Here is a 23427-nt window from a genome sequence, read left to right on the forward strand (position 1 = left end):
GCCCCTCCTTAGCGGCGCTGCGAACGGGAAACCTGGGCGAGGACCGCCTGCAGGCGAGAGGCGGACGGGCCGAAGCCGGCCAGCGCAGAATCGATGCGGGCGGCGACCGCCTCCGCCTTGTCCTGATCCGCGACCCCGGCGACGCCGAGGGCGAAATAGGTCGAGATGGCGAACTTGGCCTCGGGGCTGCCCTGTTTGTCGGCCTGGGAATACCAGTGGAAGGCGCGGGCGTAGTCGGGAGGGACGCCGATGCCTTCGGAATACATCACCGCCAGGACCAGCTGGGCCTCGGACGAGCCGTTGACCGCCGCCAACTGGATGGCGCGCACCATCTCCAGATACGACAGCCGCGATTCCATGTTGTGGCCGAGCATCGCCTCCAGCGTCTGGATCTGGCGCGCCGACAGGTCGTTCGGCGCGTTCGCCACGGTTTCGGTCACGCCGAGATAGCGCAGGGCCCGCCCGACGTGGACGAAGGGCAACTCCGTCATCCGGCCGAGCGCATACTCATAGGCGTCGCCGCGTGGGCGGCTCTCGTCCGAGAAGGGCACGCCCGAGGCCGGGGCCTGGTTCGGATAGAATTCGTAGGGCGGCACCCACTGGCGCGCCTTGGCCTCGACGAAGGCGCCGTAGCGCGATCGGCCGGGCGAGGACCGTTCGAAATCCTTCAGCAGGACATAGGCCCCGACGTCGCCCGTCTGAACCGCCAGGTAGCTGTAGAGATAGGCGTCGACGTCGTTGCGGGGGAACAGGCTGACGGCCGCATAATAGCCCGTGCGACGGCGATCAGTCTGGCCTCCCGAATTGCGGCCCCATGCCTCGCGCGCCTGGGCGTTGTCCTGGGGCTCGCCGAACGGGCCGTAGAGGGCGTCGTGCAGGCGAGCCAGGGCGCGGAAACCGTCCGCATCCTGGGTCGACAGGACGTAGATGATGCGGTTCCGGACCTCGGACTGCTCCTCCATCGTCATGCGGGACAACTGGTTGTCCAGCCGCTCGTAGGCGACGTGGCGTTCCCAGGCCCGGCAATCGTCGTAGCGCGACACATTGCGCAGGCCGCCGAAGAAGCCCCCACGATCCGTCCGGTTGATCGGGGCGTAGCCCTCATCATTGGCCAGGGCCATGCCGGTCCAGACGGCGCTCTCGATCGGGTCCTCGATATTCTTGTCGGTGGCCCGCAACGCCGCATAGCGGGCGCCGAGCTCCAGTTGGGCGAAGAAGTCGCCGCGGAAGGCCGCCCGGCGCAGCTGGCGCAGGCCCGCTTCCTGGGCGTTGAACTCGGATCCGGTGACGGACTGGGGCCGGGGACAGGCGTTGGCGGCCGTGTTGTCATCCTTGCGCCAGAAAGCCACACCCGGGTCGCTGCAACTGGCGACGGCGCCGGCGGTCACGGCTAGGCCGGCGATGACGGCGACGGCCATGATCGGCCCCCGCAGGCGGGAGCCTCGCGAGCGGTCGTCATCTCTGGCGTCGCGTTCGCGCATCCCTCACCCCGTTCCCACGCAGCCGTACAGCGGCTTGGCGTTAACCATTTCCGAAACCATCGGTTTGGTCCAGTGAACTTCCGACCATGGTTAACGCCGGTTTGCGACAAAGCGTTGCCGCAACAGGGACAGAATCCCGTGCGCTCACAGTTAGTTCAAAGACAACATCGGCTTACGCCTGATTGGCTGACGCTCCCTCGCGCTCGCGGACCCCGCGGCCTATATGCCGTCCCCGCCCATCGCACCGCTGGAGCCCGCATGTCCCACGTCGCCCGCGACGACCGCCCCGCCGACAAGGCCGCCCGCTATGCCGAGGTCGAGGCCGAGATCCTGGCGGTGCTGGATGGCGAGCCGAACACAACCGCTCGGATGGCCACCGTGGCGTCGATGCTGGCCGACGCCTTCGAGGACTATTTCTGGGCCGGATTCTATGTTGTCGACCCGACGAAGGCGCGGGAGCTGGTGGTCGGGCCGTATCAGGGGACGCTGGGCTGTCTGCGGATTGCATTTGGACGCGGGGTCTGCGGGACGGCGGCAGAGACGCGCCAGACCCAGCTGGTCGAAGACGTCCACGCCTTCCCCGGCCACATCGCCTGCGACGGGCGGTCGGAGAGCGAGATCGTGGTGCCGGTGATCGACCGTTCGGGCGAACTGATCGCCGTGTTCGACGTCGATGCGACGCGCAAGGCGGCGTTCGACGCGACGGACGCCGAGGCTCTGGAACGGTTGCTGGGAAAGGTGTTCGGCTGACAGTCCCTCTCCTTCCGGCAGAGGGTTCAGGTAGATGAGTCCCATGCGTATCGGGATCGACTTCGGCGGAACCAAGATCGAGGCGGTGGGGCTGGGCGCTGACGGCGCCATCCTGGCCCGGAAACGCGTGCCCAATCCCGGAGCCTATGACGCCGCCATCGACGCGGTCGCCGGGCTGGTCGCCTTCATCGAGAGCGAAAGCGGGCGCATCGGCACGATCGGCATGGGAACCCCGGGCTCGAGGTCGCCTCGCACCGGGCTGATGCGGAATTCCAACTCCATCTATCTGAACGGGCGGCGGTTCGGCGACGACCTGGAAGCGCGCCTGGGCCGGCCGGTTCGTCTGGCCAACGACGCCAACTGCCTGGCCCTGTCGGAGGCGACCGACGGCGCGGCGGCGGGGGCCAGGGTCGCCTTCGCCATCATCATCGGCACCGGTTGCGGCGGCGGGCTGGTGGTCGACGGATCGCTGGTCGAGGGCGTGGGCGGGGTCGCGGCCGAGATCGGCCACATCGGCCTGCCCTGGCCGAGCGCCGAAGAGGCGCCCGGGCCGAAATGCTGGTGCGGCCTGCACGGGTGCCTCGAGACCTGGGTGTCGGGATCGGGCCTTCAACGGGATCATCTGGAGCGGACGGGCCAGGCGCTGGACGCGCCGGGGATCGTGGCGGCCGCACGTTTGGGCGAGGCGGCGTCGGTGGAGAGTCTGGACCGCTACGTTGATCGGCTGGGCCGGGCGATCGCCATGGTCACCAACCTCGTCGATCCCGATGTGTTCGTGCTGGGCGGGGGGATGTCGAACGTGACCGAGCTGTACGAACGTCTGCCCGCCGTGGTCGAGCGGCATGCCTTCTCCGACCAGTGGGCCGGGCGGATCGCGCCGGCGGTCTGGGGCGATGCATCCGGCGTGCGCGGGGCGGCGCGGTTGTGGGCGCTCTGATTTCCCTCTCCCGGTGGGAGAGGGCGCGCGCTAAGTCACCTCCAGGGAGACACTCATGACCACTCGCACCCTCGTCGTCACCGGCGGCCACGGAATTCTCGGCAAGGCCGTCGTCGAGGCGGCGTTGGCCCAGGGGCTGAACGTCGCCCTGCTCGACCACGCCGCAGGCAAGGCGCCGGACGGGGCGCTGGAGATCGGCGGGGTCGACCTGACCGACGCAGCTGCGACCGGCACGGCGATCGCAAAGGTCGTGGAGCGGTTCGGCGGCATCGACGCCCTGCTCAACGTCGCGGGCGGCTTCGTCTGGCAGACCATCGACGACGCCCATCCGGCCTGGGACAGGATGTTCGCCCTGAACCTCACCACCACGCTGAACGCTTCGCGCGCCGCCCTGCCCCATCTGAAGGCGTCGGCGGAGGGCCGGATCGTCAATGTCGGGGCCAACGGCGCGCTCAAGGCGGCAGCGGGGATGGGGGCCTATGGGGCGTCGAAGTCGGCGGTGCACCGGCTGACCGAAGCGCTCGCCGAGGAGTTGAAGTCGACCTCGGTCACCGTCAACGCCGTCCTGCCCTCGATCCTCGACACGCCGCAGAACCGCATGGACATGCCCGACGCCGATCCGGCGAACTGGGTTCAACCCTCCGATCTGGCCGCGGTGATGCTGTTCCTCGCCTCGCCCGCCTCGCGCGCCATGACCGGCGCGCTGGTGCCCGTCACCGGCCGGGTCTGAGCGTGGACGCCCCCCGCAGCCTGCTGTTCCTGCCCGCCTCCAATCCGCGCGCCGTCGAGAAGGCGCGCGGCCTGGGCTGCGACCTCGCCGTGCTGGACCTCGAGGATGCGGTCGCGCCGGAGATGAAGGCCGAGGCGCGGGCGGCTGCGGTCGCCGCCGTGAAGGCCGGCGGCTTCAAGGGCGCGGTCGGGGTGCGGGTCAATGCACTGGGGACCGACTGGGGCGAGACCGATCTGGAGGCTCTGGCCGGGCTCCCCCTGGACTGGATCATCGCACCCAAGGTCGAGGAGCCGGGCCTGATCGACGCCTATGACGCGCGCATGGATGAAGGCGTGCGGCTGTGCGCCATGATCGAAACGCCCCGCGCGCTACTGACTCTCGCGCACATCGCGGCGGCCGGAGGGCCATTGAAGGCGCTGATGCTGGGGGTCAACGACCTCGCGGCGACGCTGGGGTCCGGGCCTTCGCAGGATCGCGAACCCCTGAAGCCCTGGCTGGCGGCGACGGTGGCGGCGGCGCGGGCCAATGGTCTGGCGGCGATCGACGGGGTGTTCAACGGGCTGAGCGACCCGGAGGGGCTGGCGGCCGAGTGCGCTCAGGGCCGGCTGTATGGTTTCGACGGCAAGAGCCTGATCCACCCGAACCAGATCGAGGCGGCCAATGCCGCCTTTGCTCCAAGCCCGGACGAGATCACGCAGGCGCAGGCTATCGTCGATGCCTTCGCCGCTCCGGGGGCGGAGGGATCGGGCGCGATCCGCGTCGCCGACGCCATGGTCGAGCGCCTTCATCTCGCACGCGCACAGGCGCTGCTGGCGCGCGCCGCCGCGAGCCGATAGAGCGATAGCCGAGCTCGGCGAAAGCGTAACGGTTGCAACACCCTGTCCCCCTCAGCACTGACGCGCTCGGCGGTTCGCCCCGGCGGGCCTGGGTCTGTTCTCCGGGCATCCTTGACGTTCCATTCCTTCGGACCTTCCTGCCTGAGCTCGATCTGAAGGCCAGCCCGTTCGCGGCCGTAGACGCCATCGTCGGCTGGGGCCTGAAGCCGACCTCGACCGTCGGCCGCAAGCGGGCCGAGAGCCGGAACCTGCCCTATCTGGCGCTCGAGGACGGGTTCCTGCGCTCCATCGGCCTGGGAGAGACCGGGGCGGCGTCACTGAGCCTGATCGCCGACGACATCGGGGTCTATTACGATGCGACCCGGCCCTCGCGACTGGAACGGCTGATTGAGACGGCGCCCGACTGGTGCGATGCCGCGATGCGCGCGCGGTCGGCGGCGCTGATCGACAAGGTGGTGGCCTCGGGCCTGTCCAAAACCAACATGGGCGGCCCGCTGGACCGGTCGATTCTGAAGCCCGGGCCCCGTGTCCTTCTCGTCGATCAGACGGCGGGCGACGCCTCGATCGGCTATGGGCTGGCGGGGCCGCAGAGCTTCGCCGACATGGTGCGAACGGCCAGAGCGGAACGGCCCGGCGCCCAGCTGATCGTCAAGCGCCACCCCGCCGTGGCGGCGGGAAAGAAGAAGGGCTGTATCGGCGAAGCGGACCTGACCGGCGTGACCTTGCTGGATACAGACGTTCGGCCGGTTGAGCTTCTGGCCGAGGTGGACGAGGTCTGGTGCGTGACCTCCGCATTGGGATTCGAGGCCCTGTTGCGTCGCCTGCCCGTCCGCTGTTTCGGCGCCCCCTTCTACTCCGGCTGGGGCCTGACGACCGATGAGGTTCAGACCGGACGACGCGGGGTGGCGCGCGACCTGCAGACTGTCGCCGCCGCCGCCCTGATCGCCTACCCCCGCTACGTCGACCCCGTGACCGGCCGACGCTGCGAGGCCGAGGCCGCCGTGGATCGGCTGATTTCGTTGCGGGACCGGGCCGAGCGGCTGGCGGGATACTGGGCGGGGGTCGGTTTCTCGCCCGCCAAACGCCCGCCGATCCGGCGGCTGCTGAACGGCCCGCGCACGACGATGAAGTATTTCGCCTCCGCCAGCCGGGCGGCGGCGAAGGCCGAGGCGCTGGGCGGTCGGCTGATCTACTGGGCGGGCAAGGAGACGCCGGAGATTGCGGGCGTCGCAGCGACCACGACCGCGCCGGTTGTGCGGATGGAGGATGGTTTCATCCGGTCGCGCGGGCTGGGCTCGGACTTCTTCGGGGCGCTCAGCGTCGCCCTGGATGGCGAGGGCGTCTATTATGACCCGAGCCGGCCCTCGCGGCTGGAGAGCCTGATCGAGGGCGGCGCGCAGTCGCCTGTTCTGCAGGCGCGCGCGGCCGCCCTGCGCCGGCGCGTCGTCCAGGCCGGCCTGTCGAAATACAATCTCGCGGGCGGGGCGGCGCGGCCGGACTGGCCGAAGGACCGTCGCAAGGTGCTGGTCGTCGGCCAGGTCGAGAACGACAAGTCGATCCTCAAGGGCTGCGGCGACATCCGCACCAACTCCGGCCTGGTCGAGGCGGCGCGGGCGGACTTCCCCGACGCCTTCCTGATCTACCGCAACCATCCCGACGTCATGAGCGGCAACCGGCCCGGGATGCTGGACGCCTCCGCGATCCATGCCGTGGACGCGACGGCGGACGGCTTCGACATCATCGACTGTCTGGAAGCCTGCGACGTGCTGGCGACCCTGACGTCCCTGTCGGGGTTCGAGGCCCTGCTGCGCGGCAAGACCGTGGCGACCTATGGTCGACCCTTCTACGGCGGCTGGGGACTGACGCAGGATCGGATGACCTACGAGCGCCGGACGCGCCGGGCGAGCCTGGACGCGCTCGTGACCGCCGCCCTGATCGAGTACCCGATCTATGTCACGCCGGAGGGCTGGCCCTGCGAGGCCGAGGATCTGGTGACCGCCCTGATCGCCGCCCGAAACGACCCTCCGCCCGAGGCGCCGCCGCACCAGATCGCGCGCTGGTGGAAGGGCATCCTCGCCAGTCTCGACCGCCGCCCCCCACCGGCCTATTGAAGGTTCAAGCAGAGGCCCAATCTACATTGGCCCCTTCTCACCGTGCACCCCGGCGAAGGCCGGGGTCCAGATGGCGTTCCCGGTTCCAGGGTCAGTGTTTCCAATGCTGCTCCAACCGTTCGAGCCTGTGATCTGGACCCCGGCCTTCGCCGGCGTGCACGGGGGGATGAAACAGGAAACGCACCACTCGTGACCCACGCCGTCATCGCCGCCACCGGCCTGTTCACCCCTGAACAGTCGATCTCGAACGCCGAACTGGTGGAGGCCTACAACGCCTGGGCCGAGCGCTGGAACAGGGACCACGCGCTGCAGATTGCCGAGGGCGATGTCGCCGCCCTGACGCCCTCCTCGGTCGAGTTCATCGAGAAGGCGTCCGGGATCAAGAGCCGGTTCGTCCTCGACAAGGCCGGCGTACTCGACCCCGAACGGATGGCGCCGCGCATCCCGGAGCGCGGCAACGAAGAACTGTCGATCATGGCCGAGATGGCCGTGAAGGCCGCGCGTCAGGCGATCGAGGCCTGGGGCAAGCCGGTCTCGGAAATCGGCGCGGTCCTGTGCGCCGCCTCCAACATGCCCCGCCCCTATCCGGCCCTGGCGGTCGAGGTCCAGCAGGCCCTGGGCATCGAGGGCTTCGGCTTCGACATGAACGTGGCCTGCAGTTCGGCGACCTTCGGCATCAAGACGGCGGCGGACTTCATCGCCGGCGGCTCGGTCAAGGCCGTCCTGATGGTCAACCCCGAGGTCTGTTCGGCGCACCTGAACTTCACCGACCGCGACAGCCATTTCATCTTCGGCGATGTCTGCACCGCCGTGATCGTAGAGAGCTCGGACACCGCCGGGCCCGGCGGCTGGGACGTTCTGGGCACGCGGCTGAAGACCGTCTTCTCAAACAACATCCGCAACAATTTCGGCTTCCTGAACCGCTGGGCGCTGGAGACGGGCGCCGTTGCGGGGTCTGACCGGGTCGCCGGCCAGCAGGACGACAAGCTGTTCATCCAGCAGGGCCGCAAGGTCTTCAAGGACGTGGTGCCGATGGTCTCGGAGATGATCATCGACCACGCGGGAGACCTGGGCATCGAGCCCACCGGCCTGAAGCGGATGTGGCTGCACCAGGCCAACATCAACATGAACCAGATGATCGGCCGCAAGGTCCTGGGCCGCGACCCGGCCGAGGACGAGAACATCATCATCCTGGATGAATACGCCAACACCTCCTCGGCGGGATCGATCATCGCCTTCCACCTGCATCACGACGGGTTCGCGGCGGGGGAGACGGGCCTGATCTGCAGCTTCGGCGCGGGCTATTCGGCCGGAACGGTGTTCGTCAGGAAGCGCTGATCACGAAGTGATGACCCGTCGAACATCGGCATAGCTTGCGCCTGCTGCGGGAGTCTGGGAGGTATTCGCAACCAGACGCCGAGCGGCACGGAGTCCCCCGATGAGCCAAGCGCCCGCCAAACCCAATTTCCTTGAAGCCCTCGCACGAGACGTCGCGATGGTGCTGAAATCGCTCGGCGGTTCCGCGCACCAGGACACGGTCATCGACTGTGTCGCGGCGCTCAGGCGAACGCGCGGCGAGCCGGTGACGCAGGATTTGCGTCAGGCGATCGTGGATGCGTTCGAACAATTCTCGGAATGGTTCACCCGGCCGTTCGGCGACGGGTCGATGCGCTGGGCGCTGATCGCGGAACCCGGCTGACGCCGATTGTCTCCTCCCTGCCGCGTAGCGATGGGGAGGTGGCAGCGAGCCCCTTGCGAGCTGACGGAGGGGTTCTTCGCGCCGCGAGATCCCCTCCGCCTCTCCGCTTCGCTGCGAGCCACCTCCCCACGCCTTCAGCGCAGGGAGGAGACGGGCCTCTTATTAGAAGCGACGCACGTAGCTGACGCCGTAGGTGTCGATTTCGCCGCCGTTGTCGTCGGTGAAGTCGCGGCGGGTCCAGTCGGCGCGCAGGCCGTTCTGGGCGTTCAGATAGTAGGTGCCGCCGACGCCGTAGTTGACGCTTTCGCCGTCTTCCTGGGCGCTGACGCCCGCGATGTCGGCCTTGATCGAGGTGGTGCCGTAGCCGACCCGGCCGAACAGTTCGAAGTTCGGGCTCACTGGCACGACGCCCACGGCATAGAGGGCGGCGTCATAGTCCTGTTCCACCGAGCCGTTCACGCCGGCCACGGTGATGTCGTCGTCCTTGACGCCGATGGAGGCTTCGCCTTCCACGGCGAAGTTCGGGTGCAGACGGGCGGTGGCCCGGCCCGTGATCGCGCCGAGATTGACGTTGTCACCGTCCAGCACGGTGTAGCCGACCGAACCCGACCACTGAGGCGAGGAAACGGACTGGGCCATTGCCGGAACAGCGAACAGTGAAATGGCGGCGGTTGCGAGAAGAATGTTACGCATAGTTTCTTTAACTCCGAGATGCGGGACTGTTGTCCCGGCCCCATCCAGCGAGAGCTCAAGTATGTATAGAGCGCGGCCGTTCCAAGGCCCGTTCATTACACGATGGAAACTGTGAGAATCGAAGCACAGACGGCGTTATACTGGCCGCTTTGCTGCCCTATTCCATCGCTGACAGCAGGGTCGCGGCCATGGCGTTCAACGGAGCGGGGATGCCATGCGCCGCGCCCAGACGGGCGATGACCCCGTTGCGGGCGTCCCACTCCATCGGTCGACCCGCCAGACGGTCGCCGAGCAGGGAGTTCACCGAATCCGGCGGGGAGGTCTCGGCCCGCTCGACGACCCAGTCGGGAATGTGGTCGCCCAGATCCGCGCCGACCGCCCGACCGACCAGGACGCATTCGCGCACCATGGCCCGGATGAGGTCGGCGACGCCCGCCTCGCGCACCACTTCGCCCGGCAGACCGGTCAGGGCGTTGACCGCCCCGGCGCAGTTCAGGGCCAGCTTGGTCCAGGCGACGGTGGTGCAGTCGTCGGTGGTCGAGGCGGCGATGACGCTTTCGGCGAACAGGGCGGCGAAGGCCTCGCCCGCCTCCCCGGCCGGGACGACGATCGTGCCGTCGCGGCGGTGCTGGATACGGCCAGGGGCGCTGCGTTCGGCCGGGATGTCGACGACGACGGGCACGATGCGGTCGGCGGCGATGAAAGAGGTGAAGCGCTCGACGTGTTCGACGCCGTTCTGGAGCACGGCGACGAGGGTCTTTGGCCCGACCAGCGGGGCCAGCCAGGTCGAGGCGGCGGCGACGTCATAGGCCTTGGTGGCGACCAGGACCCAGTCGACGGGGGCGGTGATCTCGGCGGGGTCGGTGACGACGCGCGGTCTGGCCTCGATCAGCCGCCCGTCGGGGGCCTCGACCACCAGCCGGTCGAGAGGGGTGCGGGCGCACAGGGTGACCGACGAGACGAGCGGGCTGTGAGACAGCCAGGCCGCGACCGTGCCGCCGATGGCGCCGGGTCCGACGACGGCAATTCTCACGCTTCCTTCTCCCCTTGCGGGAGAAGGTGGCAGCCGAAGGCTGACGGATGAGGGGTCACACGGACGGTCGGGATGGGATTTGGCAACTCAGACCTCCAGTGTCGGAGTGACCCCTCATCCGACCTCGCCGCGCTCGGCCACCTTCTCCCGCAAGGGGAGAAGGAAGCGTCTACCGATCCTTTTCGCGCGCCTCGGCGCCGCGCGCGACCAGAGCCGCCTGGGCCGCCGCCAGACGCGCGATCGGCACGCGATAGGGGCTGCAGCTGACGTAGGCCAGGCCCACGTCCTCGCAGAAGGCGATGGAGGCCGGGTCGCCGCCGTGCTCGCCGCAGATGCCCATCTTGATGTCGGGACGGACCGCCCCGCCCCGCTCCGCCGCAATGCGGATCAGGTCGCCGACGCCTTCCTGGTCCAGGCGGACGAAGGGATCGGTCTCGAAGATGCCCTTGTCCATATAGGCCTGCAGGAACCGGCCCGAATCGTCCCGGGAGATACCGAAGGTGGTCTGGGTCAGGTCATTGGTGCCGAAGCTGAAGAACTCGGCGTGTTCGGCCAGGTCTCCGGCGCGCAGGGCGGCGCGGGGCAGTTCGATCATGGTGCCGACCAGGTAGTCGACGCTGTCGCCGGCCTTGGCGAACACATCGCGGGCCACACGGTCAGTCAGCTCGCGGAGATATTTCATCTCCAGACCCATGGCCACCAGCGGGTGCATGATCTCAGGGATCGGGGCCTCGGCGGCGGTTTTCTTGACCTCGAGCGCGGCCTCGAGGATGGCCCGCACCTGCATCTCGTAGATCTCGGGATAGGCGACGCCGAGACGGCAACCGCGGTGGCCGAGCATCGGATTGGTCTCGTGCAGTTCGCGGGCGCGGCGCTTCAGCTTGGCGGCGTCGATGCCCGAGGTGGCCGCCAGGGCGTCGATGTCCTCGTCCGTGTGCGGGATGAACTCGTGCAGGGGCGGGTCGAGCAGGCGCACGGTGACCGGCAGGCCGGCCATGATGGTGAACAGTTCGACGAAGTCCGACTTCTGGAACGGCTCGATCTTGTTCAGCGCCGTGCGACGCCCGGTCTCGTCATCGGCCAGGATCATCTCGCGCACGGCGGCGATCCGGGCCTCGTCGAAGAACATGTGTTCGGTCCGGCACAGGCCGATGCCCTCGGCCCCGAAGCCCCGCGCGGTGCGGGCGTCCAGCGGGGTCTCGGCATTGGCGCGCACCCGCAGGCGACGGACCTTGTCGGCCCAGGCCATCAGGGTCTGGAAATCACCGGTCAGCTCCGGTTCGATCATGGCCACGGCGCCGTCCAGAACCTCGCCCCTGGAGCCGTCGATGGTGATGATCTCGCCCGCCTTGAAGACGCGGCCGCGCGCAGTGAAGGTCTGGGCCTTCTCGTCGATGTGGATCTCGCCGGCGCCGGAGACGCAGGGGCGGCCCATGCCGCGAGCGACCACAGCCGCGTGGCTGGTCATGCCGCCGCGCGCCGTGACGATGCCGCGCGCAGCATGCATGCCGTGGATGTCCTCCGGCGAGGTCTCCTCGCGCACCAGAATCACGGCGTCGCCGAGCTGGTTCAGACGTTCGGCCTCGTCGGCGTCGAAACAGACCTTGCCGGTGGCGGCCCCCGGGCTGGCGGGCAGACCGGCGGCCACGACCTTGCGGACCGCGTTCGGGTCGAGCGTCGGGTGCAGCAACTGATCGAGCGCGGACGGCTCGACGCGGCTGATGGCCTCTTCCTGGGAAATCACCCCCTCGGCGGCGAGGTCGACGGCGATCTTCAGCGCCGACTTGGCGGTGCGCTTGCCGTTGCGGGTCTGCAGCATCCACAGCCGGCCCTGTTCGACCGTGAACTCGATGTCCTGCATGTCGCGATAGTGGCGCTCCAGGGTTCCGACCACATCCACGAACTGGGCGAAGACCACGGGCATGGCCTCTTCCATCGAGGGGGCGGTCTCGCCCATCTCCTCGCGGCCGGCGATGGTCAGGGACTGGGGCGTGCGGATGCCGGCGACGACGTCCTCGCCCTGGGCATTGATCAGGAACTCGCCGTACAGCCGGGCCTCGCCGGTCGAGGGGTTGCGGGTGAAGGCGACGCCTGTGGCCGAGGTCTCGCCCATGTTGCCGAACACCATCGACTGGATGTTGACGGCCGTGCCCCAGCTCTCGGGGATGTCGTGCATGCGGCGATAGAATTTGGCCCGGTCGTTCATCCAGCTGGCGAAGACGGCCGAGACCGCGCCCCACAACTGTTCGTGCGGGTCCTGCGGGAACGGCTTGCCCAGCTCGCGTTCGACGACGATCTTGTATTCGGCGACGACCTTCTCCCAGTCGGCGGCCGACAGGTCGGTGTCGACAGTGACGCCCAGACGGTCCTTGTGGTCGTCCAGAACCTCCTCGAAATCGTCGTGGGACAGGCCGAGGACCACGTTGGAATACATGGTGATGAAGCGACGGTAGGAGTCGAAGGCGAAGCGGCGGTCGCCCGACAGTTTGGCCAGGCCCTCGACCGTCTCGTCGTTGAGGCCGAGGTTCAGGACCGTGTCCATCATCCCCGGCATGGAGGCGCGGGCGCCGGAGCGGACCGAGACCAGCAGCGGGTTCGAGGCATCGCCGAAGGTCTTTCCGACCACCGATTCTACGGTCTTCAGACCGGCGGCGACCTGTTCGGCCAGATCGGCGGGATAGGCATTGGCGTTCGAGAAATAATGGACGCAGGCCTCGGTCGTGATGGTGAAGCCCGGCGGCACCGGCAGGCCCAGCCTGGCCATCTCGGCGAGGTTCGCACCCTTGCCGCCGAGCAGGTTCTTCATCGACGCATCGCCGTCGGCGGACCCGCCGCCGAAGCCGTACACCCACTGAGTCATCGGTAGTCCTCTGAAGTCGTGTCGTGACCGGCGGGTTGACCCCGCTCGCGTGCGGCCTTGACTACAATGCTGCGGACGCGAAGGCGAGGCCGGGCTGTAACAAAGGGTGATGGGTTGTTTGGGTTCCCGCGTCTGATCCCTCTCCCGGCGGGAGAGGGCTTGAGCGCCCGGGAGCCGTCAGGCGATCGGACTCGCGCGAAAGGGTGAGGGGTTCGCCCTCACCGGTTGGCGACAGCCCCTCACCCTTTCGGCTGGCGCATCGCTCCGCTCCGCGAGCCTCAAGCCCTCTCCCAACGGGAGAGGGATCGGATCAGCCCGCCACCTGGCCGAAGTCGGCGACCTTGCCCATGACGGCGCGGACCTGGCCCAGCAGCTTCAGGCGGTTGTCGCGTTCGGCGGCCACGTCGGAGTTGACCATCACGTCAGTGAAGAAGGCGTCCACCGGGCTGCGCAGGGCGGCCAGCGCCGTCATGGCGGCGGCGAAGTCCTCGGCGTCCAGGGCCGTGTCGACGGCGGTCGCGGCGGCGGCCGTGGCCATGGCCAGCGTCGTCTCGGCGTCGGGCTGGTTGGGCAGGCCGGTCTGGACCATGCCGGTCGGGACGGCGCCCTTCTTCTCCTCGGCCTTGAGGATGTTGGAGGCGCGCTTGTAGCCGGCCAGCAGGTTGGCGCCGTCGTCAGTCGACAGGAAGGCGTCCAGCGCCTCCACCCGCCGCACGATACGCACGAGGTCGTCGTCGCCGAGGGCGAACACGGCGTCGACGAGGTCGTGGCGCTTGCCCTGGTCGCGCAGGAGGACCTTCAGGCGGTCGGCGAAGAAGGCGAGGAGCGTAAGGCTTTGCGCAGCTTTGCCCGATTTCTCGTCGGTGTTGAGGAAGCCCACCAGTTCGGGGTTGCCGCTCCCCGGCCGCTCCAAGACGTGGAAAATCGCGGACTGGAAAGCAATCAAGGCATCATCTTCATCACCATGAAGACGAATGAGCACGTCCTTAAAACCGTTCACCGCACCCAGAAGCAGGGGTTTGAATCCCAGCCGAACGCCATTCTCAAGCACCAGTCGGATCACCCCCAGCGCCGCCCGCCTCAGCGCGAACGGGTCCTTCGACCCCGTGGGCTTCTCATCGATGGCGAAGAAGCCGACGAGGGTGTCGAGCTTGTCGGCCAGGGCGACGGCGACCGTCAGGGGCGCGGTCGGGACCGAGTCCGCCGGGCCTTGCGGCTTGTAGTGGTCGCGGATGGCGTCGGCGATGGCGTCGGGCTCGCCGAAGGCGCGGGCGTAGTAGCCGCCCATGACGCCCTGCAGCTCCGGGAACTCGCCGACCATGCCGGACGCGAGATCGGCCTTGGCGAGGCGGGCGGCGCGTTCGGCCTGATCCGGGTCGGCGCCGAGGAGGGGGGCGATCTCGCGGGCAAGGGCGGCGATGCGCATCGTCCGTTCGGCCATCGTGCCGAGCTTGGCGTGGAAGGTGACGCCCTTCAGCTTCTCCATCCAGACGTCGAAGCCGACCTTGCGATCCTCATCCCAGAAGAAGCGGGCGTCGTTCAGGCGGGCCGAGAGCACGCGGCTGTTGCCGGCGGCCAGCGCCACGCCGCCGTCGGAGGCCTCGACATTGGCGACGACGAGGAAGTTGGGGGCCAGCTTGCCGGTCGCCGGGTCGCGCACCGCAAAATACTTCTGGTGCACCTTCATCGACAGACGCACCACCTCGGGCGGCAGGTCGAGGAACTGCGGGTCCATGTCGCCCAGGATCGGCGTCGGCCATTCGGCCAGACCGGCGACCTCGTCCAGCAGGCCGTCATCGTCGACCAGTTCCAGACCGCGCGCATGGCAGGCGGCGCGGGCGGCCTCGAGGATCTTCAGCTTGCGGTCGGCGACGTCGAGCAGGACGAAATGCTGTTCGAGTTTGGCGCGGTAGTCGGCGAAGTCATGGACCGCGAACGGCTTGCCCGCCCCCATGAAACGGTGGCCCTCGGTGACGGCTTCGGCCGGCATGGCGTCGATCTCGAACGGAACCACCCGGCCGTCGAACACCGCGAGGATGCGCTTCAGCGGCCGGACCCAGCGCAGCGTGCCGTCGCCCCAGCGCATCGACTTGGGCCAGGGGAAGGCGCGCACGATCTGTTCGACCATGTCGGCGACAAGATCCGTCGTCTTCTGGCCCGGCTCACGGATAAGTCCGTAGAAGAAGCCGTCCCGCTCGGTCAGGTCGGCGCGGGTCAGTTCGGTCTTGCGCAGGAAGCCCTCCAGCGCCTGTTCCGGCGCCGAGGCCCGCGGCCCCCGCACCTCTTCGCTGCGCTCGGGCGTGGCGGCCGGCAGGCCCTCGACCACCAGGGTCAGCCGGCGCGGGCCGGCGTAGGTGGTCAGGGTGTCATACGTCAGCCCGGCGGCCTTGAGCCGTTCGGTCGCCATGCGTTCGAGGTCGCGCGCGGCGCCCGACTGCATGCGGGCGGGGATCTCTTCCGAGAACAGTTCGAGGAGGAGTTGGGGCATCAGGCGGTCAGACTAATTCCGAGCATCCCCGCGAAGGCGGGGACCCAGTTCTGTTGTGGGGCACGGTGCGTGGGATCAACTACAGTACCGTGGCGGATGCACTCATCGCCCAAAGCAATGGGTCCCCGCCTTCGCGGGGATGCACGGAAATGGGAGCGGGTCATACCTGCGCCCTTTCCTGTTCGACGTAAGCCAGCGCGCAGGCCTTACACAGGTCGCGGATGCGGCCGATGTAGCTCTGGCGTTCGGCGACGGCGATGGCGCCGCGGGCGTCCATCAGGTTGAACAGGTGTGAGGCCTTCAGGACCTGGTCGTAGGCGGGCAGGACCAGCTGCTGGCCCTGGGGCCCGGTCATGGCCAGAAGGCGGGTCGATTCCGCCTCCATATCCTCGAACCGGCGCTTCAACCCGTCGACGTCATAGCCGTGGAAGTTGGCTTCACTCTGCTGACGCTCGTTCTCGAGGAAGACCTCGCCATAGGTCAGGCCCTCCTTGGTGAACTTCAGATCATAGACGTTGTCGACGCCCTGGACGTACATGGCCAGACGCTCCAGCCCGTAGGTCAGCTCTCCCGAGACGATGTCGACCTCGATGCCGCCGACGCCCTGGAAATAGGTGAACTGCGTCACCTCCATGCCGTCGCACCAGACCTCCCAGCCCAGCCCCCAGGCGCCCACGGTGGGGTTCTCCCAGTCGTCCTCGACGAAGCGGATGTCGTGCAGTTTGGGATCAATGCCGATGGCCCGCAGCGAGCCCAGATAGAGGTCCTGCAGGTCGTCGGGGTTCGGCTTCAGGATGACCTGGAACTGGTAATAGTGCTGGAGCCGGTTGGGGTTCTCGCCATAGCGGCCGTCGCCGGGGCGGCGGCTGGGCTGGACATAGGCGGCCTTCCACGGGCGCGGGCCGAGCGCGCGCAGGACCGTGGCGGGGTGCAGGGTGCCGGCGCCGACCTGTTCGTCATAGGGCTGCAGGATCGCGCATCCGCGATCGCCCCAATATTTCTGCAGGGTCAGGATCAGGTCCTGGAAGGCGAGCGGTTCAGTCGGTGCGGCCACGGGGGAGTCTTTTTGGGCAAGGAGAAAGGCGGCGGACCCTAGGGTCTGCCGCCTTCCAACTCAACCAACCCGGAAAGAGATTACGACTGCGGACGCGGAGCCGGGGTCGGAGCCGGGGCGTCGTCGGCGTCCTCGTCATCGACCTGACCGTCGGTCGGGTTGGGCACGGTCGGCGAGGCGACGGTCGTCGTGGTCGCGGCCGGCTGGCCGCTCGGCGCGTTCACGCCGGTCGCCGGGCGCGTCGTGGTCGTCGTGGCGGCGGGCGGCGTCACCTCGTCGACGGTGTCGTCAGCCGGCGGGGTCGCCGCGTCCGCGTCCTCAGCGGCGGGAGCGGCAGCCGGCGCCGTCGCCGCCTCTGCATCGCCGGTGGCGACCAGGGAGTCGGCCGGGTTCAGCACGCGGTCGATGATGAAGATCGACCCGTTGCCGGCATCGATGTCCGCCGTGGTGACCGTGGCGTTGTCGACCTTGATGGCGTCGCCGGTGCCGTCCAGCTGCACCTCGGTGGTGGCGGCGGTCTGGACGCCGCCCCTGGCGCCCTCGATCTGGCTCGAGTTCACGTCGGCCACGACCACATGGTACAGCAGCACCTGGCGCAGCTCGTTGACGTTGGCGGGGTCCATCAGACGCGTGCGGTCGGCTTCAGGCAGGGCGGCGAAAGCCGCGTCGGTCGGGGCGAAGATCGAGATCGCCGCCTGGGTGCTGAGGGTCTCGATCAGCTGGGCGGCGTCGAGCGCGGCCAGCAGGGTCGTGAACTGACCGTTGGCGCGCAGCACATCCACGACATTGTTTTCCACGACAGCGGCAGTTTGCGTCGGAGCGGCGGCACTCGTCGCGGCCTGGGCCGCAGCGGCTGCCGGCGCCTCGATCGGCTCTTCAGCGGCGACGGGCGGGGTAGCGGCGGGGCCAACCGGCGCCGTCGGAGCGGTCTGGGCGAAGGCGGAACCGGCGGCGAACAGGGCCACGGCGGCGGTCGCGGTGAGAAGACGAGTGCGAAGCATGACAGTATCCTTTTCAAGGCTGCAGAGGCCGCCGGGGAGAATACGCTCGCGGCCCGTTGCTCAGTGTTACTAAGCCAGTAAAAGCCTCTCACCTGACACAGGTTCCACATCGTGTTACTATTTGTTAGGGCAAGGCAAAACTTCAGGCTATCTCACGACCATCTCTGGGAGACCGTTGCTATAACGCCGTTACTTTGCCTTATTGTGCAGGTTTCGCCGCATCATCGCCCAACACCGTCGCCTCGACCCACCAATCGCCGTGGTTGCTGCGCAGGTTGGCGGCGGCGCGCGTGGCGCTCTCGCCGTCGTCGAACAGGCCGAAAACGGTCGCGCCCGATCCCGACATCCGGGCCAGGCGGGCGCCGGTCGCGGCCATGGCCGACAGGGCCGCGCCGATTTCGGGCTCAAGGGACACGGCGGGCGACTGAAGGTCGTTCCGCTGACAGGCCAGCCAGTCGATCACGGCTGCTGGCGACCAGTCCTCCGGTGGGGCGGGACGGTCAGCGGACCTCGTCGCTCCGGCGTCATAGGCGCGGTAGACCGCACCGGTCGGGGACGGCCGGCCCGGATTGGCGAGAACCGCGTGCAGCGGCGGAAGCGCGGGCTCGAAGGTCAGCCGGTCGCCGATGTCTTCCGCCCAGGCCGATCTTGCGCTGAGGCACATGGGACCATCCGCGCCGACGATGCGCGAGATGCGCGCCAGCTCGGCCTCGGTCAGGTCGAGGCCCAGGGCCCTGGCAGCCAGCTTCAAGGCGCTGCCGGCGTCCGACGACCCGCCGCCCAGACCTGCTGCGATCGGAAGCGTCTTCTCAAGGGTGATGGCCAGAGACGGCTCGCCGATGCCCGCCACATGTCCCAGTTCGCGCATGACCCGCAGGATCAGGTTGTCGTCGTCGCCCGCCAGGGCGTCCGCGAACGGACCGGTGACCGTCAGGGACAGGCGATCCGCGTGGGTCACCCAGACCTGGTCGCCGACGTCGGCGAAGGCCACAAGGCTGGACAGGGGATGGTAGCCGTCGGCGCCGGGCGCGGCGACATGGAGGAACAGATTGACCTTTGCCGGAGCGAGCGCCGACAGCGTGTCGGGCCAGGGCGTGGTCAGAGCTCCAGCCCCTCGGTCAGCTTGCGCTCCACCTCGGCGCGACGTTCGTCGTCGGGGTCCAGGGTCAGGACGCGGTTCCACTGGAAGCCCGCCTCGCGCCGACGCCCGACCTGCCAGTAGGCGTCTCCGAGGTGGTCGTTGATCTCGGCGTTGGCGGGCTCCTTGGCGACGGCCTGCTCGAGGGTGTCGACGGCGGTGTCGAACTGGCCCTGGCGATACTGGGCCCAGCCGAGGCTGTCCTGGATGTTCCCGTCGTCCGGGTCGGCGGCATGGGCGCGGGCGATCATCTCGGCGCCCTCCGCCACCCGCGTACCGGAATCGACCCAGAGGTAGCCGAGGTAGTTCAGGTAGGACGGCTCGTTCGGCTCTTGCTGCAAGGCCGCCCACAACTGCGCCTCCGCCTCGGGGATCCGGCCGAGGGATTCATAGGCGGCGCCGCGCATGAAGCGGACGTTGGCGCCCTGGTTCCCGATGTCCAGCAGCGGGCCGTTCAGCAGGGCCAGCGCCTCGTCGTACCGCTCCAGCTGCAGCAGCTGCCCGGCGGTGACAAAAGCGATGCCAGGATCGGTCGGGTTCGCCTCTCGTGCGGCCTGGAAGGCGGCAAGAGCCTCGTCCAGCCGCTGCTCCTCGGCCAGACTCAGGCCGATGGCGACCTGGGCGCCCGCATAGAGGGGCGCGTCGCTGCGCGGAACCTGGGACAGGGCAGCCCTCGAGGCCGTGTCGAGGTTCGCCTTGGCCAGGGTCTGACCCAGCAGATAAAGACTGCCCGGCTCGGACTGCAGGTTCAGCGACAGGCGCAGATAGACGACCGCGAATTCGTTGGCGTTGTCACTGGACGCCTGACGCGCGGCGATGACCAGGGCGCGGGCGGCGCCGTCGCGATAGTCGGGGAGCGCCGGGGGGCGGCCCCGCGCATCGACGCGCGCCCTGGCGGAAACGATGGCAGGGTCCTGCGAGCCGGCGGCCAGGGTCGTGTCGTAGAAGGCCAGGGCCTCGGCGCGCTTGCCGCGACGCTCCAGGAACTCGCCATAGGCGGCGCGGAACAGGGGGGCGGCGCGGGCGTCGAAGGCCAGACCGTGGAGTTCGGCCTCGGCTTCGTCGTAGCGACGGCGGTGCTCCAGCAACTGGGCGCGATGAGAGCGGCCGAACAGGACGGTGATCGGGTCGCCGGTCGGGTTGGGTTCCGCCAGGGCCGTGTCCCAGTCCCCGGCGGCGGCGGCGACCCACGGGCCGATCAGGGCGGCGGCGCGGGCGTGGGGCGCCAGGACTGGACGCGTCTTGAGCGCCTCGTTGGCCATGCGAGCCTCGCCCGCCACCAGGGTCTGGACCACCGACACCAGGGCGCCGGCCTCGCTGAACGCCGCAGGCGTGGCGTCAGAACTAGGCGAGATCCGCGCCGCGACGTCCAGGTCCCCGGCCAGGAGGGCGGCGGTGAAAGCCTGGTCGCGGACGGCCGGCTGTTCCGGCGTCAGGGCTTCGACAGCGCTCAGATAGGCGGACCCCGTCTCGGCCTCTCCGCGGCTGAGCGCGGACCGGCCGGCGAGGTAGAGACCATAGGCCGTGCGCCCCTGGTCATCGCGCGGCGCGGGCGACCAGACGCGGGGAATGGCCTCGATGGTCGGCGCGGGCGAGTCCGCGTTCTCGCCGACCACGATCATGGGAGCGGGGATCGGCGGTTCGGGCAGGACGTCCTGAATCCGCGGCGCCGGGTCGGCCACCGGCGGCGCCTCCTGGGCGAAAGCGGGGGCCGCCGTCAGGGCGGTGAAGGCGATGAGGATCGAGCGGAGGGAGGCGTGACGCATGGCGCCGACATTCACCGGCTTATGCGGCGACGACAAGGCCCATTCCTCCCCCATCGGGGGAGGTGGCTCGGAGCGAAGCGGAGAGACGGAGGGGGCTCTTCCCGGACTCCGGCGTCTGTGGCCGGCCCCCTCCACCACTTCGTGGTCCCCCTCCCCCGACGGGGGAGGATTCACATATTCGGATAGTTCGGGCCGCCGCCGCCCTCGGGGGTGGTCCAGACGATGTTCTGCGACGGATCCTTGATGTCGCAGGTTTTGCAGTGGACGCAGTTCTGGGCGTTGATGACGAATTTCGGATCGGTCTTCGCGACCTCGTCGGCATAGACCACCTCATAGACCCCGGCCGGGCAGTAGAGGCGCGCAGGCTCGCCGTATTTGGGCAGGTTGACGCGGATCGGCACGGTCGGGTCGATCAGCTTCAGGTGGGCCGGCTGTTCCTCGGCGTGGTTGGTGTTGGAGATGAACACCGACGACAGCTTGTCGAAGCTGAGTTTGCCGTCCGGCTTGGGATAGACGATCGGCTTGTGCTTCGAGGCGAGTTCGGTCGAGGCGGCATCCGTCTTGGCGTGCTTCAGCGTCCCGAACAGCGAGGCGCCGCCGAAGAGGGTGCCGAACCACATGTCGAAGACGCCCAGCGCCCCGCCCAGGGTCGTGCCGAACCTGGTCAGGAAGGGCTTGGCATTGCGGACGCGCTTCAGCTCCTGGAAGACCCAGCTGTTCTCGTAGGCGGTCTGGTATTCGACCAGTTCGTCGCCCGAACGGCCGGCCATGACTGCCTCATAGGCGGCGTCGGCGGCCAGCATGCCGGTCTTCATGGCGTTGTGGCTGCCCTTGATGCGCGGCACGTTCACGAAGCCCGCCGAGCAGCCGATCAGGACGCCGCCGGGGAAGGACAACTTCGGCACCGACTGGAAACCGCCCTCGGTGATCGCACGCGCGCCGTAGGAGATGCGGGTCCCGCCCTCCAGGTGTTGGGCGATGGCGGGGTGGTGTTTGAAGCGCTGGAACTCGTCGAACGGCGACAGGAAGGGGTTCTTGTAGTTCAGGTGCACGACGTAGCCGATGGCCACGTAGTTGTCCCCGAAGTGGTACATGAAGGAGCCGCCGCCGGTGAACTCGTCCAGCGGCCAGCCGGTCGTGTGCTGGGCCAGGCCGGGCTGGTGCTTCTCGGGCGGGACCTGCCACAGCTCCTTGAGGCCGATGCCGTATTTCTGCGGCGACTTGCCGTCCTGCAACTTGTGGCGGGCGGTGATGGTCTTGGCCAGCGAGCCGCGCACGCCCTCGGCGATGAAGACGTATTTGCCGTGCAGTTCGATGCCGGGCTGGAAGTCGCCGGTCGGGGCGCCGTGCTTGTCGATGCCGAAGACGCCGGCAACGACGCCCTTCACCCGGCCGGAAGGCTCATCCCAGACGACATGGCTGGCGGCCATGCCGGGATAGACCTCGACGCCCATCCCCTCGGCCTGCTCGCCCAGCCAGCGCGCGACATTGCCGAGCGAGGCGATGTAGCAGCCGTCGTTGTGCATCATGGGCGGCAGCATCGCCATCGGCAGGCTGATCTGGCCCATCGGCCCCAGGACCATGAACCGGTCCTTGGTCACCGGGGTCTCAAGCGGCGCGCCCAGAGCCTTCCAGTCGGGGAACAGCTCGTTCAGCGCCTTGGGGTCAATCACGGCGCCCGACAGGATGTGGCCGCCGACCTCGGCCGACTTTTCCAGCACAGCGACGGTGATGTCTTTCCCGTCTTTCTCGGCACGCTGCTTGAGGCGGATGGCGGCGGCGAGGCCGGCCGGGCCGCCCCCGACGATCAGGACGTCGTATTCCATGACCTCGCGCTCGACGCCCGCGAGCGCCTCCAGCGGCGGCAGGTTGTCGAGGATGGCCTCCTGAGCCGCAGTTTCGACGCCGCCTTCGATCACTTGCTCGGCCATGTCGGTTCTTGTTCCTCGTACGTCGTGTGGCTTTATTGTTTATGGGCACTTATCGGAAGGTGACGCGAGGGCGGTCAAGGCTTATCCCTGATCCCGCCCCGCCATGAACGCCGAACCCAGAGACATCGCCGCCGTCGAAAGCCTGCTCGCCTTCTGGGCCGATGCGGGGGTGGACGCCTGTTTCGAGGAGGCGGCGGTCGACCGGACCATCGTCATCGCACCCGCCCTCAAGGCCGTGACCAGGGCGACGGCGTCAGTCACGCCGGTCGTCGACATGGTCGACGCCACCTCGGACGCGCGACATCTGGCCAATGGCGCGGACACGATGGAGGCGCTGGCCGAAGCCGCCGCCAGCTTCAGGGGCTGCGAACTGGTCGGGATGGGCGCCAGGGGCTGCGTCTTCGGGCGGGGCGATCCGCATGCCCCGATCCTGATCATCGGCGAGGCGCCCGGAGCGGAGGAAGACGCGGCCGGCGAGCCCTTCGTGGGCAAGGCCGGCAAGCTGCTGGACAAGATGATCGCGGCGGCCGGGCTGACCGACAAGGTCTACACCACCAACACCGTCTTCTGGCGGCCGCCGGGCAACCGGACCCCCACGTCCCAGGAACAGGCCGTTTGCGCGCCGTTCGTGGAGCGGGCTTTCTTCCTGATGAAGCCGAAAGCGGTGTTGCTGCTAGGCGCGGCGGCGGCCAAGGGCGTGCTGAAGACCGACGAGGGCATCATGCGGATGCGCGGCCAGTGGCGCGAATGGCGGCTGGCGGAGGGGGACGTCTCGGCCCCGGTCATGCCGACCCTGCACCCCGCCTTCCTGCTGCGTCAGCCCCAGGCCAAGCGTCAGGTCTGGGCGGACATTCTGGAACTGGCCGTCAAGCTGGACGGACAGGAAAACGCCTGAAATCAAAGTTACAGGGTTCCATGC

The 23427-nt window shown here is 68.6% G+C and carries 18 protein-coding genes; 8 read left to right on the forward strand and 10 right to left on the reverse strand.

What is annotated here, in order from left to right:
• Positions 1-8: 8 nt before the first annotated feature.
• Positions 9-1481 carry a tetratricopeptide repeat protein gene (locus ACP7AB_RS00110; RefSeq protein ID WP_425987686.1) on the reverse strand — a complete coding sequence of 491 codons (1473 nt, stop codon included), beginning with the start codon at positions 1479-1481 and terminating at the stop codon, positions 9-11.
• A gap of 258 nt (positions 1482-1739) precedes the next feature.
• Here ACP7AB_RS00110 and ACP7AB_RS00115 point away from each other — a divergent pair, with 258 nt between their 5' ends.
• The 7 genes from ACP7AB_RS00115 (at position 1740) to ACP7AB_RS00145 (ending at position 8544) form a co-directional block, all read left to right on the forward strand.
• Positions 1740-2231 carry a GAF domain-containing protein gene (locus ACP7AB_RS00115; protein WP_425987688.1) on the forward strand — a complete coding sequence of 164 codons (492 nt, stop codon included), beginning with the start codon at positions 1740-1742 and terminating at the stop codon, positions 2229-2231.
• 43 nt (positions 2232-2274) lie between these two features.
• On the forward strand, positions 2275-3168 hold the full coding sequence (locus tag ACP7AB_RS00120; RefSeq protein ID WP_425987690.1) for an ROK family protein: 894 nt from the start codon (positions 2275-2277) through the stop codon (positions 3166-3168).
• A 55-nt stretch (positions 3169-3223) separates the two neighbouring features.
• Positions 3224-3898 (forward strand): SDR family NAD(P)-dependent oxidoreductase, encoded by a 675-nt coding sequence (locus tag ACP7AB_RS00125; RefSeq protein ID WP_425987692.1) that lies wholly within the window; start codon positions 3224-3226, stop codon positions 3896-3898.
• A 2-nt stretch (positions 3899-3900) separates the two neighbouring features.
• Positions 3901-4734 carry an HpcH/HpaI aldolase/citrate lyase family protein gene (locus tag ACP7AB_RS00130; RefSeq protein ID WP_425987694.1) on the forward strand — a complete coding sequence of 278 codons (834 nt, stop codon included), beginning with the start codon at positions 3901-3903 and terminating at the stop codon, positions 4732-4734.
• Positions 4735-4766: 32 nt separating this feature from the next.
• On the forward strand, positions 4767-6845 hold the full coding sequence (locus ACP7AB_RS00135) for a capsular polysaccharide biosynthesis protein (protein WP_425987697.1): 2079 nt from the start codon (positions 4767-4769) through the stop codon (positions 6843-6845).
• 189 nt (positions 6846-7034) lie between these two features.
• Positions 7035-8183, forward strand: a complete 1149-nt coding sequence (locus tag ACP7AB_RS00140) for a beta-ketoacyl-ACP synthase III (protein WP_425987699.1) — start codon at positions 7035-7037, stop codon at positions 8181-8183.
• Between the two features lie 100 nt (positions 8184-8283).
• A complete protein-coding gene (locus ACP7AB_RS00145) occupies positions 8284-8544 on the forward strand; it encodes a hypothetical protein (protein WP_425987701.1) in 261 nt (86 codons plus the stop codon).
• A 162-nt stretch (positions 8545-8706) separates the two neighbouring features.
• On the opposite strand, the gene ACP7AB_RS00150 is transcribed toward ACP7AB_RS00145, so the two are convergent.
• From ACP7AB_RS00150 to ACP7AB_RS00190, 9 genes are all read right to left on the reverse strand, one after another.
• Positions 8707-9237: a porin family protein gene (locus ACP7AB_RS00150; protein WP_425987704.1), complete on the reverse strand. Its 531-nt coding sequence runs from the start codon at positions 9235-9237 to the stop codon at positions 8707-8709.
• A gap of 157 nt (positions 9238-9394) precedes the next feature.
• Positions 9395-10270, reverse strand: coding sequence for a 2-dehydropantoate 2-reductase (locus ACP7AB_RS00155; protein ID WP_425987706.1), 876 nt, complete (start codon positions 10268-10270; stop codon positions 9395-9397).
• A gap of 169 nt (positions 10271-10439) precedes the next feature.
• Positions 10440-13130, reverse strand: coding sequence for a pyruvate, phosphate dikinase (gene ppdK / locus ACP7AB_RS00160; RefSeq protein WP_425987708.1), 2691 nt, complete (start codon positions 13128-13130; stop codon positions 10440-10442).
• Positions 13131-13440: 310 nt separating this feature from the next.
• Positions 13441-15618, reverse strand: a complete 2178-nt coding sequence (gene glyS / locus ACP7AB_RS00165; protein WP_425987710.1) for a glycine--tRNA ligase subunit beta — start codon at positions 15616-15618, stop codon at positions 13441-13443.
• Positions 15619-15778: 160 nt separating this feature from the next.
• Positions 15779-16672, reverse strand: coding sequence for a glycine--tRNA ligase subunit alpha (locus ACP7AB_RS00170; RefSeq protein ID WP_425987713.1), 894 nt, complete (start codon positions 16670-16672; stop codon positions 15779-15781).
• Between the two features lie 80 nt (positions 16673-16752).
• A complete protein-coding gene (locus ACP7AB_RS00175; RefSeq protein ID WP_425987715.1) occupies positions 16753-17673 on the reverse strand; it encodes a fasciclin domain-containing protein in 921 nt (306 codons plus the stop codon).
• Positions 17674-17872: 199 nt separating this feature from the next.
• A complete protein-coding gene (locus ACP7AB_RS00180) occupies positions 17873-18751 on the reverse strand; it encodes a 4-(cytidine 5'-diphospho)-2-C-methyl-D-erythritol kinase (protein WP_425988261.1) in 879 nt (292 codons plus the stop codon).
• A gap of 20 nt (positions 18752-18771) precedes the next feature.
• The gene (locus ACP7AB_RS00185; protein ID WP_425987717.1) at positions 18772-20613 is read right to left on the reverse strand and encodes a tetratricopeptide repeat protein; all 1842 of its coding nucleotides are present in this window, start codon (positions 20611-20613) and stop codon (positions 18772-18774) included.
• A gap of 134 nt (positions 20614-20747) precedes the next feature.
• Positions 20748-22403 carry an electron transfer flavoprotein-ubiquinone oxidoreductase gene (locus ACP7AB_RS00190; RefSeq protein WP_425988263.1) on the reverse strand — a complete coding sequence of 552 codons (1656 nt, stop codon included), beginning with the start codon at positions 22401-22403 and terminating at the stop codon, positions 20748-20750.
• A gap of 208 nt (positions 22404-22611) precedes the next feature.
• On the opposite strand from ACP7AB_RS00190, the gene ACP7AB_RS00195 reads away from it, so the two are divergent.
• Positions 22612-23403, forward strand: a complete 792-nt coding sequence (locus ACP7AB_RS00195; RefSeq protein WP_425987719.1) for a uracil-DNA glycosylase — start codon at positions 22612-22614, stop codon at positions 23401-23403.
• The last annotated feature ends 24 nt before the right edge of the window (positions 23404-23427 follow it).

This window comes from Brevundimonas sp. TWP3-1-2b1 (genome assembly GCF_049896165.1).
Lineage (GTDB): Bacteria > Pseudomonadota > Alphaproteobacteria > Caulobacterales > Caulobacteraceae > Brevundimonas > Brevundimonas subvibrioides_B.

Excerpts from the sequence above, each read along its gene's own strand:
- ACP7AB_RS00110 (WP_425987686.1), bottom strand. The coding sequence starts at position 1,481 with ATGCGCGAACGCGACGCCAGAGATGACGACCGCTCGCGAGGCTCCCGC.
- ACP7AB_RS00115 (WP_425987688.1), top strand. The coding sequence starts at position 1,740 with ATGTCCCACGTCGCCCGCGACGACCGCCCCGCCGACAAGGCCGCCCGC.
- ACP7AB_RS00120 (WP_425987690.1), top strand. The coding sequence starts at position 2,275 with ATGCGTATCGGGATCGACTTCGGCGGAACCAAGATCGAGGCGGTGGGG.
- ACP7AB_RS00125 (WP_425987692.1), top strand. The coding sequence starts at position 3,224 with ATGACCACTCGCACCCTCGTCGTCACCGGCGGCCACGGAATTCTCGGC.
- ACP7AB_RS00145 (WP_425987701.1), top strand. The coding sequence starts at position 8,284 with ATGAGCCAAGCGCCCGCCAAACCCAATTTCCTTGAAGCCCTCGCACGA.
- ACP7AB_RS00150 (WP_425987704.1), bottom strand. The coding sequence starts at position 9,237 with ATGCGTAACATTCTTCTCGCAACCGCCGCCATTTCACTGTTCGCTGTT.
- ppdK (WP_425987708.1), bottom strand. The coding sequence starts at position 13,130 with ATGACTCAGTGGGTGTACGGCTTCGGCGGCGGGTCCGCCGACGGCGAT.
- glyS (WP_425987710.1), bottom strand. The coding sequence starts at position 15,618 with ATGCCCCAACTCCTCCTCGAACTGTTCTCGGAAGAGATCCCCGCCCGC.
- ACP7AB_RS00175 (WP_425987715.1), bottom strand. The coding sequence starts at position 17,673 with ATGCTTCGCACTCGTCTTCTCACCGCGACCGCCGCCGTGGCCCTGTTC.
- ACP7AB_RS00190 (WP_425988263.1), bottom strand. The coding sequence starts at position 22,403 with ATGGAATACGACGTCCTGATCGTCGGGGGCGGCCCGGCCGGCCTCGCC.
- ACP7AB_RS00195 (WP_425987719.1), top strand. The coding sequence starts at position 22,612 with ATGAACGCCGAACCCAGAGACATCGCCGCCGTCGAAAGCCTGCTCGCC.